The 12,493-nt window shown below is 64.8% G+C and carries 11 protein-coding genes; 6 read left to right on the top strand and 5 right to left on the bottom strand.

The annotated features are described in order from the left end of the window. Positions 1-56: 56 nt before the first annotated feature. The 4 genes from grxD to N3C64_RS04980 form a co-directional block, all read right to left on the bottom strand. On the bottom strand, positions 57-416 hold the full coding sequence (gene grxD / locus N3C64_RS04995) for a Grx4 family monothiol glutaredoxin (RefSeq protein ID WP_260012491.1): 360 nt from the start codon (positions 414-416) through the stop codon (positions 57-59). Positions 417-506: 90 nt separating this feature from the next. After that, a complete protein-coding gene (locus N3C64_RS04990; protein ID WP_218628693.1) occupies positions 507-749 on the bottom strand; it encodes a BolA/IbaG family iron-sulfur metabolism protein in 243 nt (80 codons plus the stop codon). A gap of 164 nt (positions 750-913) precedes the next feature. Continuing rightward, positions 914-3,076, bottom strand: coding sequence for a phosphoribosylformylglycinamidine synthase subunit PurL (purL, locus tag N3C64_RS04985; protein WP_260012490.1), 2,163 nt, complete (start codon positions 3,074-3,076; stop codon positions 914-916). Between the two features lie 377 nt (positions 3,077-3,453). Next, positions 3,454-4,362, bottom strand: a complete 909-nt coding sequence (locus N3C64_RS04980; protein ID WP_218628691.1) for a LysR family transcriptional regulator — start codon at positions 4,360-4,362, stop codon at positions 3,454-3,456. 147 nt (positions 4,363-4,509) lie between these two features. Between N3C64_RS04980 and N3C64_RS04975 the strand changes: the two genes are divergently transcribed. The 6 genes from N3C64_RS04975 to N3C64_RS04950 all read left to right on the top strand — a co-directional run bounded on the left by N3C64_RS04975 (position 4,510) and on the right by N3C64_RS04950 (position 11,522). Next, complete coding sequence (locus tag N3C64_RS04975) at positions 4,510-7,905, top strand: indolepyruvate ferredoxin oxidoreductase family protein (RefSeq protein WP_260012487.1); 3,396 nt, start codon at positions 4,510-4,512, stop codon at positions 7,903-7,905. An 88-nt stretch (positions 7,906-7,993) separates the two neighbouring features. After that, entirely contained in the window at positions 7,994-8,806 is an 813-nt protein-coding gene (locus tag N3C64_RS04970) for a glutamate racemase (RefSeq protein WP_260012485.1), read from the top strand. A gap of 27 nt (positions 8,807-8,833) precedes the next feature. Beyond that, a complete protein-coding gene (gene argC, locus N3C64_RS04965; protein WP_260012483.1) occupies positions 8,834-9,862 on the top strand; it encodes an N-acetyl-gamma-glutamyl-phosphate reductase in 1,029 nt (342 codons plus the stop codon). Between the two features lie 67 nt (positions 9,863-9,929). After that, positions 9,930-10,373 (top strand): cytochrome c maturation protein CcmE, encoded by a 444-nt coding sequence (gene ccmE, locus N3C64_RS04960; RefSeq protein WP_218628687.1) that lies wholly within the window; start codon positions 9,930-9,932, stop codon positions 10,371-10,373. A 70-nt stretch (positions 10,374-10,443) separates the two neighbouring features. Continuing rightward, complete coding sequence (locus N3C64_RS04955; RefSeq protein WP_260012480.1) at positions 10,444-11,055, top strand: holin-associated N-acetylmuramidase; 612 nt, start codon at positions 10,444-10,446, stop codon at positions 11,053-11,055. Next, the gene (locus N3C64_RS04950) at positions 11,046-11,522 is read left to right on the top strand and encodes a holin family protein (protein ID WP_260012478.1); all 477 of its coding nucleotides are present in this window, start codon (positions 11,046-11,048) and stop codon (positions 11,520-11,522) included. The genes N3C64_RS04955 and N3C64_RS04950 overlap by 10 nt, the downstream gene beginning before the upstream one ends. Positions 11,523-11,525: 3 nt before the next feature. On the opposite strand, the gene rocF is transcribed toward N3C64_RS04950, so the two are convergent. Then, positions 11,526-12,446, bottom strand: a complete 921-nt coding sequence (rocF, locus tag N3C64_RS04945; protein WP_260012475.1) for an arginase — start codon at positions 12,444-12,446, stop codon at positions 11,526-11,528. Between the last annotated feature and the right edge of the window lie 47 nt (positions 12,447-12,493).

Below are 12,493 nucleotides of genomic sequence, written 5' to 3'. Positions count from 1 at the left end.
CCAATAGAAAACCCCGCGCGGAGGGCGCGGGGTCCGAAATACTTGGCGTGGCCCGATCAGGCGTTCGCGGCGCGGATCTGGTCGGCGGCGTCTTTGTTGTAGCTCACGCCCTTTGCGTCAAAGAGCTGGTCGAGCTCACCCGACAGGGTCATTTCGGTGACGATATCGCAGCCGCCCACGAACTCGCCCTTGACGTAAAGCTGCGGGATGGTCGGCCATTCCGAGAAATCCTTGATGCCCTGGCGGATTCCTTCGTCGGCCAGCACGTTGACGTCCTTGTAGGTGACGCCCATGAAGTTCAACACGCCCGCGACGCGGCTGGAGAACCCGCATTGCGGCATTTCCTTGGTGCCTTTCATATAGAGCACCACGTCGTTGGCGTCGATGTCTGCCTTGATCTGGTCGATAGCGGTCATGGAGAGGTCCTTTGTTCGCGCATGAGCGATACACGCTCTGTCAGTCGGTCGGTTTGGGCGCCTTGACCGAAGTCAGGTGCCCGCCGGATATCACTCGGGGGCCTTGGTCGTAAGAGCCAGCGCATGCAGCGGCGCGTTCGGCCCGTCCATCGCGCCTTTCAGCGCGGCGAAGACGGCGCGCTGCTGCTGGACGCGGTTGAGACCCTTGAACGAGGCGTCGATCACCTCGGCTGCCCAATGGTTCCCGTCGCCCGCAAGATCGGTGATGGTGATCTGCGCGTCGGGAAAGCCCTCACGGATCAGGGCTTCAATATCATGGGCTTCCATCGGCATCGGTATCTCCTCGTGCTTTGCGGTCAATCTAGGCTGACTGCGGCGGGGCGGCAAGGGGCGCGCCGGTCGCATCCGCGCCGTGGGGCCAATTGCCCCGGCGGGCGATGGCCCCAAAAGAAAGGCGCGCGGGTGGCCCCGCGCGCATATGCTTTCAAGCGGTTGTCTCAGCCTTCCACGGCTACGGCGAAGGCCGAGCGGTAAAGCGCCGACAGATCGGCCATGGGCGCCTTGGCGCTGCCGAAGGCCACATCGCTGCCCCCGAAGACGCCGACGCGCTCCAGCGGCACATTGGCGGCTTTCGCAGCGGCTTCGAGCGCATTCGCGCCCTCGGCGTCGCAAGCCACAAGGTAGCGCGCCTGGTCTTCGCCAAAGAGCGTGCCGATAGCCTGCGCATCGAGCGCAACGCCCAGACCGGCGCCCTCGGCCATCTCGAAGGCCGCCAGAGCCAGACCGCCATCGGACAGGTCCGAGGCCGCTTTCACCAGCTTGCCATTGGCGCGCAGGAACTCGCCGTGCTTGCGCTCGTCATCGAGATCGACTGACGGAGCGTCGCCTTCCTCAATGCCGAAGGCCTCGTAGGCCAGCGCCGACTGGCCGAGGTGGCCATGGGTCACGCCGATCACCAGCGCGATGTCGCCCTCAGCAGGCTGGCCACCGATCAGATCGTCGAGCGATTTCAGAAGGCCCACGGCGCCGATGGTCGGGGTGGGCAGGATGCCCTTGCCGTCGGTCTCGTTGTAAAGCGAGACGTTCCCCGACACGATCGGGAAGTTCAGCGCAAGGCAGGCCTCGCCAATGCCTTTAATCGCGCCGACGAACTGACCCATGATCTCGGGCTTCTCGGGGTTGCCGAAGTTCAGGTTGTCGGTCGTGGCCAGCGGCAGGGCGCCCACGGCCGAGAGGTTGCGATAGGCTTCGGCCACGGCCTGCTTGCCGCCCTCATAGGGGTTGGCACGCACATAGCGCGGCGTCACGTCCGAGGTGAAGGCCACGGCCTTATCGGTGCCATGCACGCGCACGACGCCGGCGCCCAGACCCGGACGCACCACGGTATCGGCCATGACCTGCGTGTCATACTGCTCGAACACCCAGTTCTTGGCGGCATAGTTCGGCGAGCCGATCAGCGCCTTGAGTGCCTCGATCGGGCCAATGGCGGGCAATTCGGTCAGCGGCTTGGCGGCCGGGGTCGGCACCCAGGGGCGGTCGTATTCCGGCGCGGCCGAGCTAAGCTTGGACAGCGGGATGTCGGCCTTGACCTCATTGCCGTGGATGATCAGGAAGCGGTCCTCGGCGATGGTCTCGCCGACGATGGCGAAGTCGAGATCCCATTTCTCGAAGATGGCGCGGGCCTCGGCCTCTTTCTCGGGTTTGAGCACCATGAGCATCCGCTCCTGGCTTTCCGAGAGCATCATCTCATAGGCGGTCATGTTGGCTTCGCGCTGCGGCACGGCGTCAAGCTGCAGCTTGATGCCCAAGCCGCCCTTGTCGCCCATCTCGACGGCCGAGCAGGTCAGGCCTGCCGCGCCCATGTCCTGGATCGAGATGACGGCGTCGGTGCGCATCAGCTCCATGCAGGCTTCCATCAGGCATTTCTCGACCAAGGGGTCGCCGACCTGAACGGTGGGGCGCTTCTCTTCGATGGTGTCGTCGAACTCGGCCGAGGCCATGGTGGCCCCGCCGACGCCGTCGCGCCCGGTCTTGGCGCCGAGGTAAACCACCGGCATGCCCACGCCCGAGGCGGCGCAGTAGAAGATATTGTCGGTGTCTGCGAGGCCCGCCGCAAAGGCGTTCACAAGGCAGTTGCCGTTATAGGCCGCGTGGAAGCGCACCTCGCCGCCCACGTTGGGCACGCCGAAACAGTTGCCGTAGGAACCCACGCCCTCGACCACGCCCTTCACGAGGTGAGGGGTCTTGGGATGCGAGGGCAGGCCGAAGGACAGGCTGTCCATCGCCGCGATCGGGCGCGCACCCATGGTGAAGACGTCGCGCAGGATGCCGCCGACGCCGGTCGCAGCGCCCTGATGCGGTTCGATGTAGGAGGGGTGGTTGTGGCTTTCCATCTTGAAGATGACCGCCTGACCGTCGCCGATATCCACGACGCCCGCGTTCTCGCCCGGACCGCAGATGACCTGCTCGCCGGTGGTGTGCAGGGTGCGCAGCCATTTCTTCGAGGATTTGTACGAGCAATGCTCGTTCCACATGGCCGAGAAGATGCCGAGTTCGGTGAAGGTGGGCTCGCGGCCCATAATGTCCAGCAGGCTCTGGTATTCGTCGGGTTTCAGGCCGTGGGCAGCGACGAGGTCGGGGGTGATCTGCGGCTCGTTCATGAAACTCCTCCGAAGGCGCGGGTTTGCGCGTTCTTTAGGACATGTGGGCCTGCGGGAAAAGGGGCGATGGCGCGCAAAAGCGGGCGGAAACACGGTTTGCGCGCGGTGCATGGCATCAAACCGCCGTGCGGTGCGATCCGTTGCGCCGCCCGCCCCTCTGGCCCACCGTTTTCGCGCGCAAATGATCGAGGAAAGCGATGGGCGAAAAAAAAAGGCCGAGCAAAAGCTCGGCCGTAGTCCAACAGGGAGGTAAAAGGTGATGAGAGTTTCCTCAAATCATCGCCTTCGAAGCTCGATTTATGTGCAGAGTTAGAATCGATCAAGGAGAATCATGCTGCAAGTGCAGCATTCCCGCTATGCGCTCAGGTAATAGCTTGCTATTCGGCGCTCATGTCGCCCATTTGCTGGCGGCGGTAAGCTAGGATTTCTTCCTGAACGAAGTCCCTGAACGCGGTGACGCGGCGCGACTGGCGCAGCTCTTCGGGGTAGGCCAGGAAGACCGGCACCTCGACCGACTCGACATCGGGCAGGACGCGTTCGAGTTCGGGGAAATCCACCGTCAGATAATCGGGCAAGACCCCGATTCCGATGTGATTCAGCACGCCCTGAAGCACGCCGAAATAGTTGTTCACGGTTAGCGTCGAGTGGACCTCATGCGACAGGATCTGCTGCACGAGATGCGCGCCCGCCGAGACCTGAGGCGTCACAGGGTTTTGGCAGATCAGGCGATGTTGGCGCAGATCGGCCAGGCTTTCGGGGCGGCCGCAGCGTGCGAGGTATTCCGAGGTTGCATAGAGCCGCATCCGGATATTGAGCAGCCGCTTGCGGATCAGGTCGGCCTGGGCGGGTTCCTTCATGCGGATGGCGACGTCGGCCTCGCGCATCGGCAGGTCCAGAACGCGCTCTTCCAATAGCAGGTCGATCTTCAGCTCGGGGTAGCGTTCGTAAAGTTTGACCAGACGCGGCGCGAGCCAAAGCGTGCCGAAGCCCACGGTCGTGGTTACGCGCAACTCGCCGAACACCTCTTCTTCACTGTCGCGGATACGCGCGGCGGCGGAGTCGAGCTTCTTCGCCATGGTCGAGGTGGCGTCGAACAGAAGCTCTCCCTGCTCGGTGAGAATCAGCCCCCGTGCATGGCGGTGGAACAGCGTCGTTCCGAGCGACTCTTCTAGGGCTCGGATCTGCCGGCTGACCGCCGATTGGGACAAATGCAGCGCGTCCCCCGCATGGGTGAGGGAGCCTGCATCGGCCACCGCATGAAAGATTCGCAACTTGTCCCAGTCCATCGGGGTCACTTTCTGATCACTGTAAGCCTTCTACACTTATATTCATTCGCCGAATTTAACAAACGACTTTGCCCCAAAATTGACTTGGTAGGTCAGCTTTTCCGACCTATCATTCCCTTAGGCCTTTGGCGCAAGGGGAGGTGCACAATGGGCGGGCAGGAAGTGTCCCTTAGGGATCGTTTCGACCTATCCAAGAATCCAGTTCTGTTGAACGGGACGCAGGCGTTGGTGCGGCTGGTCCTGATGCAGGCCGCGCGCGACCGCGCGGCGGGTTTCAATACGGCGGGCTATGTGACGGGCTATCGCGGCTCGCCGCTTGGCGCGGTGGATATCCAGATGAGCCGTGCGCGGCGCGAGCTGGAGGCCGCGCAGGTCCGCTTTCAGCCCGGTCTGAACGAAGACCTGGCCGCGACAGCCCTTTGGGGCACGCAGCAGGCCGAGTTGCGCGGCGAGGGCGCCTATGATGGCGTTTTCGGCCTGTGGTACGGCAAGGGGCCGGGCGTGGATCGCTCGGGCGACGTGATGCGCCACGCCAATATGGCGGGCACCTCGCGGCTTGGCGGCGTGCTGATGGCGATGGGCGATGACCACACGGGCGAAAGCTCGACCGTGCTGCACCAGTCCGACTGGGCGCTGGTCGATGCCTATATGCCGGTGCTCAGCCCCGCAGGCGTGCAGGAAATCCTCGATTTCGGGCTTTATGGTTGGGCACTGAGCCGCTTCGCCGGGGTCTGGGTGGGGCTCAAGACGATGAAGGATACGGTCGAGGCGACGGCAGTCGTCGATGGCGACCCGCTCCGGCTGAGCTTTGTCACCCCCGATTTCAGGATGCCGCCGGGTGGATTGAACATCCGTCTGGGCGACACGCCCGTCGCGCAGGAAGCGCGGATGATCGACTACAAGCGTTTCGCCGCCGAGGCCTTCGCCCGCGCCAACCGGATGGACAAGCGGATGCACGGCCGCGCTGGCGCCAAGATCGGCTTTGTCGCGGCGGGCAAGAACTGGCTCGACCTCGTGCATGCCTTCAGCCTGCTTGGCCTGACCGAAGCCGAATGCGAGCGCCTCGGCATCACCACCTGGAAAGTCGCGCAGACCTTCCCGATGGACATGCGCTCGTTCAACGAATGGGCCGAGGGGCTCGAACTGATCGTCGTGGTCGAGGAAAAGCGCAAGCTGATCGAAGTGCAGGTCAAGGAGGCGATCTTTGACAACCGCAAGGGGCGGCGCGTTCTGGGCTGGCACCATGACCGCACCGGGGCCGAGCTGTTCCCGACCCGCTTTGCCCTCGATCCGATGACCATTGCCGAGCGTATCGCCGGGATACTCTCCGAGGAAGGCCGCGCGACCGAGGGAGTCAAAGCCGGATTGGCGCGGATCGAGCAGGCTCGGCGCGCCGACAACGCCCCCGAGATCGCGACTCGCGTGCCGTGGTTCTGCTCGGGCTGTCCGCATAACAGCTCGACCCGCCTGCCTGAAGGCGCGCGGGCCTATGCCGGGATCGGCTGCCATTACATGGTGCAATGGATGGGGCGCGAGACGACCGGCTTCACCCAGATGGGCGGCGAGGGCGCCAACTGGGTCGGCGAGGCGCCGTTCTCGACCCGCCCGCATGTGTTCCAGAACCTCGGCGACGGGACGTATAACCACTCGGGCAGCCTTGCGATCCGGGCGGCCTTGGCGGCGGATGTGAACATCACCTACAAGATACTCTTCAATGATGCTGTCGCCATGACCGGCGGGCAGCCGAACGAGGGCGGGCTGACCGCGCAGCAGATCGTGCGCGAGATCCTTGCCATGGGCGTGAAGCCGGTCGTCGTTGTTTATGACGCGAAAGAGGATCTGGATCTGTCCAGCTTCCCGCCCGAGGCCGAGAAAGTCGAACGCGCGGGGCTGATGGTGGTGCAAAAGCGCCTTGAGCAAACCAAGGGCGTCTCGGCCATCGTCTATATCCAGACCTGCGCCGCCGAGAAGCGCCGCCGCCGCAAGCGCGGCTCTTTCCCCGATCCCGACAAGCGCGTCTTCATCAATACCGATGTCTGCGAGGGCTGCGGCGATTGCGGGGTGCAGTCGAACTGCGTCTCTATCGTGCCGGTCGAGACCGAGCTTGGCACCAAGCGTGCCATTGACCAGTCGAGCTGCAACAAGGACTTCTCCTGCCTGAACGGGTTTTGTCCGTCTTTCGTGACGCTCTCGGGTGCGAAGCTGCGCAAGGTCCAGCCCAAGGCGCTGGATCTGCCGGACCTGCCCGAGCCCACGCTGCCTGCGATCCGGGGCACCCATAACGTCGTGATCACCGGCGTCGGCGGCACTGGCGTTGTCACCGTGGGTGCGGTGCTGGCCATGGCCGCGCATGTCGATGGCAAAGGTGCGGGCATGATGGAGATGGCCGGCCTCGCACAAAAGGGTGGGGCGGTGCATATCCACCTGCGACTGGCGAACCGGCCGCAGGATATCTCGGCCATTCGCGTGGCGGTGGGCGAGGCCGATTGCGTTATCGGCGGCGATCTTGTGGTCAGCGCCGGGGCCAAGACCCTGGGTCTGATGACCGCCGGGCGCACCGGGGCCATCGTCAACGCGCATGAGATCGTGACCGGCGAGTTCACCCGCAACCGCGATTTCCAACTGCCGGTGGGGCAACTCCGGCTGGCGCTGGAAGCACGGCTGCACGACCGGGTGAGCTTCTTCGACGCCTCCGAACTGGCCCGCCGCGCGCTTGGGGATTCGATCTACTCGAACATGGTCGTGCTTGGGGCGGCCTGGCAGGCGGGTTATCTGCCGCTGAGCCATGCTGCCATCCATCGCGCGATCGAGTTGAACGAAACCGCGGTAGACGCGAACAAGCGCGCCTTCGAGCTTGGCCGTTGGGCCGAGGCGCATCCCGAAGCGGCCGCGAAGCTTATCGCGCATGACGAACCCGCGGCGGAAGCTGATCCAATCGCCTTCCGCGCAGCGCATCTGACCACTTATCAGGGTGCCGCGCTTGCGACGCGCTTCTCGGCGCTTGTTGCCCGCGCTCCGCAAGAGCTGCGCCTGTCCGTTGCCAAGGGCTACCATAAGCTCTTGGCCTACAAGGACGAGTACGAGGTCGCGCGGCTGCATCTGGAAACGCTGGAAAAGGCGCGCGAGGAATTCGAGGGCGATCTGAAACCCACCTTCCATCTCGCGCCGCCCTTCCTGGCGGGCGAGGGGCCGAACGGGCGCCCGATCAAGCGCAGCTTTGGCGCCTGGATGATTCCCGCCTTCCGGCTGCTGGCACGGATGAAAGGGCTGCGCGGCACGGCACTCGACCCGTTTGGGCGGTCCGAGGAACGCCGCACCGAGCGCGCACTGATCGCCGAATACGAGGCCGATATGGCGCGGATTTTGCCTCTGGTGCGCCCCGAGACGCTCGAGATCGCGCGCGAATTGGCCGAGCTGCCGCTTTCGATCCGGGGCTTCGGCCCGGTCAAGGTCGAAGCGGTGGCGCGTGCTGCCAAGCGCCGGGCCGAGCTTCTGGCGGCCTTCGATCAGGGCGCTCCGCCGTCACAACTCGCGGCGGAATGATTTCAGGCGTTTATTTCCGCGCGCGGGGGGCTTATTAGGGGCCAATTCCCCGCCGCGCGCGGGGCACCCTGAGGGGCGGGAGGCAGGCATGGCTGTTGGGGTTTTCGATAGCGGGCTCGGCGGGTTGACGGTGTATGATGCCGTCTCCAAGCGGCTGCCCGATGTGGCCTTCGTCTATTACGGTGACAATGCCCACGCCCCCTATGGCGTGCGCGATGCCGATGATATCTTCAACCTGACCTGTAGGGGCGTGGAACGCCTTTGGGACGAGGGCTGCGATCTGGTGATCTTGGCCTGTAACACCGCCTCGGCCGCCGCGCTCAAGCGCATGCAGGAAAGCTGGGTGCCCAAGGACAAACGGGTTCTGGGCGTCTTCGTGCCGATGATCGAGGCCCTGACCGAGCGCAAATGGGGCGACAACAGCCCGCCGCGTGAGGTTGCCGTCAAACATGTGGCGCTGTTTGCCACCCCCGCGACCGTTGCGAGCCGCGCCTTCCAGCGCGAGCTGGCCTATCGCGCGATCGGTGTGGATGTCGAGGCGCAGCCCTGCGGCGGCGTGGTCGATGCGATCGAGATGGGTGACGAGATCCTCGCCGAGGCGCTGGTGCGTAGCCATGTCGAGGCGCTCAAGCGCCGGATGCCGCACCCCGAGGCCGCCATTCTGGGCTGCACCCATTACCCGCTGATGCAAACGGTTTTCCAGGAGGCGTTGGGCCCCGACGTGACCGTTTATAGCCAGGCGAACCTCGTGGCGGAAAGCCTGACCGACTACCTCACCCGCCACCCCGAGTTCGAGGGGCCGGGCAAGGTGTCGAAATTCCTGACCACGGGCAAACCGGCCTCGGTCTCGACCCACGCGACGCAGTTCCTGCGACGCCGGATCACTTTCGAAGCCGCCTGAACTCATTCGATTTGCAGGGAGATTCCCATGACGCAGAACATCGCGATCCTTGGCGCCTCGGGATATACCGGCGCCGAACTGGCCCGGATCATCGCCACCCACCCCTCGATGAAGATCACCGCGCTGTCGGGCGACCGCAAGGCCGGCATGAGCATGGGGGATGTCTTCCCGCACCTGCGCCACCTTGGCCTGCCCGATCTGCAAAAGATCGAGGAGATCGACTTTTCTCAGGTCGATCTGGCCTTTTGCGCTTTGCCGCACGCGACCTCGCAGGCGGTGATCGCCGAGTTGCCGCGCGATCTGAAGGTCGTCGATCTGTCCGCCGACTTCCGTCTGCGCGACCCGGCCGAGTATGAAAAGTGGTATGGCAAGGCGCATTCGGCGGTCGATTTGCAGAAAGAGGCCGTCTATGGCCTCACCGAGTTTTACCGCGACGAGATTCGCGGAGCGCGGCTGTGCGCGGGCACGGGCTGCAACGCCGCCGCAGGCCAATACGCCGTCCGGCCGCTGATCGAGGCGGGTGTGATCGACCTTGACGAGATTGTGATCGACCTCAAGGCGGGCGTCTCGGGCGCGGGTCGGTCGCTTAAGGAGAACCTGCTGCATGCCGAACTGGCGGGCGGCACCATGCCCTATTCGGCGGGCGGCAAGCACCGTCACTTGGGCGAATTCGATCAAGAGTTCAGCCTCTTGGCGGGCCGCCCCGTGCGTATCCAGTTCACGCCGCACCTGATGCCGTTCAACCGCGGCATCCTTGTGGACGCCTATGTCCGCGGCGAGCCGGAGGCGATTCATGCAGCATTGGCCGCACGTTACGCCGATGAGACCTTCCTCGAGGTGCTACCTTTCGGCGCACTCCCCTCGACGCGGTCGATCGCAGGCTCCAATTTCGTCCATGTCGGCGTGATCGGTGACCGTATCCCGGGCCGAGCCGTGGTGATGGTGGCGCTGGACAACCTGACCAAGGGCTCGTCGGGGCAGGCGATCCAGAACGCCAACCTGATGCTGGGTCTTGAGGAGACGGCGGGTCTGATGCTCGCGCCGGTCTTCCCTTGATTTAAGTCAGGGAACAGGAACGGCGGGCGGCCGATAAGGCCGCCAGCAGATTGAGGAGGAAACGCGAATGAAGAGCCTCAAGAAAAAGCGCCGCATCCAGGTGCTGCTGGTGGCCGCTGTGGCGCTGGCGGTTTCGACCGCGATGATCGGCTATGCGATGCGCGACGGGATCAACTTCTTCCGCGCCCCGGCGCAGCTGGCCGAGAACCCGCCCGAACCGGGCGAGGTGTTCCGTCTGGGCGGTCTGGTCGAGGCCGGCACCATCAGACGCGGCGAGGGCGAGACCGTCACCTTCAGCGTCACCGATGGCGGTGCGAGCGTTCCGGTGCGGTTCACCGGCGTTCTGCCGGATCTGTTCGGTGAGAACCAGGGCATGATCGGCACCGGTACGATGGAGGGCGATGTCTTCGTCGCCAGTGAGATCCTTGCCAAGCATGACGAAACCTACATGCCCAAGGAAGTCGTGGACGCGCTGAAAGAACAGGGCGTCTATCAGGAACCCAGTTCCTGAGCGCGCGCTGCCTCGGCGCGGCGTTAACCTGATCGCGTGACCATCCCCCGGCCAAGTCTGGGGGATGTCCATGAAATCAGTCACCGAAATCGCCACCGAGATCGTCGCCCGCGAGGGCGGCTATGTGAATGACCCCGACGATCCCGGCGGGGCCACGAAATACGGCGTGACAATCGGCACGATGCAGCGCCTCGGGATCGACCTGACCGGAGATGGCCGGGTGACCGGGGCCGATGTGCGCGCGCTGAGCCGCGAGAAGGCGGTCGAGATCTTCGTGCAGCATTACTACGAGGGGCCGGGCCTTGCGCGCCTGCCCGAGGCGCTGCGCGCCAGCGTCTTCGATATGTATGTCAATGCCGGGGCCAACGCGATCCGCGTTCTGCAAGGCCTGCTGACCCGCATGGGCCATGCCGTGGCGGTCGATGGGGTGCTGGGGCCGCAGACACTGGGCGCAGCGCAGGCGGCCGCCGACAGTGCGCCCGACCTGATCGCGGATGCCTATGGCATCGCGCGGCGAAATTATTACTACCAACTGGCTGACCGCCGTCCGGCGTCGCGCAAATACGCCACCACCCGCAAGGGCGCCAAGGGCGGCTGGATCCTGCGCGCGGAAGAGTTCATCTCGCCGCGCTTTCACCTGAGCGACGCGGATCACAAGGCACGGGTGGCGAAATGGGCCTGATCGAGAAAGTCGTCGGTGGCTCGGCCACCACCACCGCGCTTGGCAATGCCGCCGCGACCGTGGCCGAGGTCTTCGTGCCCAATGCCACCAAGAAGATGGAAGCGGCGCATGATGCCTACCGCGCCGCGCTGGATGAGCACGGGGCCGAGTTCCAATACGTCCGCCCGGGCCTGTTTGATCGTTTCGTCAATGGGTTAAACCGGATGCCCCGGCCGATGCTCGCGCTCGGCACGCTTGGGCTTTTCGTCTATGCGATGATCGACCCCGAGGGGTTCTCGCGCCGGATGGTGGGCCTCAACCACGTGCCCGAACCGCTTTGGTGGCTGTTGGGCGCGATCGTCAGCTTCTATTTCGGTGCGCGCGAGGCCTATTACTTTCGCACCAAACCCGTTGTGGCGGCTGCCCCGGCGCCCATGGATGACAACCCGGCGCTGAGCGAGATCGAGGCCCGCCGCGCGGGCGCCTGAGCCTTAGAAACTGCGGGTGGGCCGGTCGAAGACCTTCCGGCCCATCAGCGAGCCAACCAGATCGACCATCAGCCGCGCGGTGCGCCCGCGATCGTCGAGGAAGGGGTTCAGCTCGACCAGGTCGAGCGAGGTCACCAGCCCCGATTCATGCAGCAGTTCCATCACCAGATGCGCCTCGCGGAACGTCGTGCCGCCGGGGACGGTGGTGCCCACGGCGGGCGCGATGGTCGGGTCGAGGAAATCGACGTCGAGCGAGACATGCAGCAACCCGTTCACGGCTTCAACGCGGGCCAGGAACTCGCGCAGCGGCGCGCCGATGCCGCGTTCATCCAGCACGCGCATGTCGTTGATCTCGACCTCTTCGGGCATCAGTGCCGATTGCTCCGCCTCATCGACCGAGCGGATGCCGAACATGCAGATATTGGCGGGCGGCACCGGGGCGGGGAAGGGCGGGAAATCGTCAAACCCGGGGCGCCCGGCGATATAAGCCACCGGCGTGCCGTGCAGATTGCCGCTTTGCGTCGTCTCGGGCGTGTGGAAATCGGTATGTGCATCGAGCCACAGAACGAACAGCGGCCGCCCCACGCGTACTGCGTGCCGCGCTACCCCGGCAACCGAGCCGAGCGAGAGCGAATGATCGCCCCCCATGAAGATCGGAAACCCGTTGGCCATGGCGTCCGAGCCAGCCTCGCTCAGCGCCTCGGTCCAGCCGATGGTCTCAGCCAGATGATGCACCGCCGGGTTGGCATGGGGCACCGGATCACGCGGAGCGGGGCTCACATCGCCCCGGTCCTCGACCCCGTGGCCTAGCGCCAGCAACGTCTGCGCCAGCCCGGCAACGCGATAGGCCGCCGGGCCCATCAGGCAGCCTGCGCGTTTCTGGCCGCTGTCCACCGGGGCCCCGATCAGGATGCAATGGGTCATTTACGCCTCCGTTTTCCCGATGATGGGGCAAAGGGGCGGGCGATGCA

The sequence above is a fragment of the Sedimentimonas flavescens genome (assembly GCF_025154035.1).
In the GTDB taxonomy this organism is placed as follows: domain Bacteria; phylum Pseudomonadota; class Alphaproteobacteria; order Rhodobacterales; family Rhodobacteraceae; genus Rhodobacter; species Rhodobacter flavescens.
Note: the sequence above shows the minus strand (reverse complement) of the source record. Positions and strands in the feature narration are given on the sequence as shown.

Bases quoted from the DNA above. Each gene is read 5' to 3' on its own strand.
- grxD (WP_260012491.1), bottom strand. From the start codon at position 416: ATGACCGCTATCGACCAGATCAAGGCAGACATCGACGCCAACGACGTG.
- N3C64_RS04990 (WP_218628693.1), bottom strand. From the start codon at position 749: ATGCCGATGGAAGCCCATGATATTGAAGCCCTGATCCGTGAGGGCTTT.
- purL (WP_260012490.1), bottom strand. From the start codon at position 3,076: ATGAACGAGCCGCAGATCACCCCCGACCTCGTCGCTGCCCACGGCCTG.
- N3C64_RS04980 (WP_218628691.1), bottom strand. From the start codon at position 4,362: ATGGACTGGGACAAGTTGCGAATCTTTCATGCGGTGGCCGATGCAGGC.
- N3C64_RS04975 (WP_260012487.1), top strand. From the start codon at position 4,510: ATGGGCGGGCAGGAAGTGTCCCTTAGGGATCGTTTCGACCTATCCAAG.
- N3C64_RS04970 (WP_260012485.1), top strand. From the start codon at position 7,994: ATGGCTGTTGGGGTTTTCGATAGCGGGCTCGGCGGGTTGACGGTGTAT.
- argC (WP_260012483.1), top strand. From the start codon at position 8,834: ATGACGCAGAACATCGCGATCCTTGGCGCCTCGGGATATACCGGCGCC.
- ccmE (WP_218628687.1), top strand. From the start codon at position 9,930: ATGAAGAGCCTCAAGAAAAAGCGCCGCATCCAGGTGCTGCTGGTGGCC.
- N3C64_RS04955 (WP_260012480.1), top strand. From the start codon at position 10,444: ATGAAATCAGTCACCGAAATCGCCACCGAGATCGTCGCCCGCGAGGGC.
- N3C64_RS04950 (WP_260012478.1), top strand. From the start codon at position 11,046: ATGGGCCTGATCGAGAAAGTCGTCGGTGGCTCGGCCACCACCACCGCG.
- rocF (WP_260012475.1), bottom strand. From the start codon at position 12,446: ATGACCCATTGCATCCTGATCGGGGCCCCGGTGGACAGCGGCCAGAAA.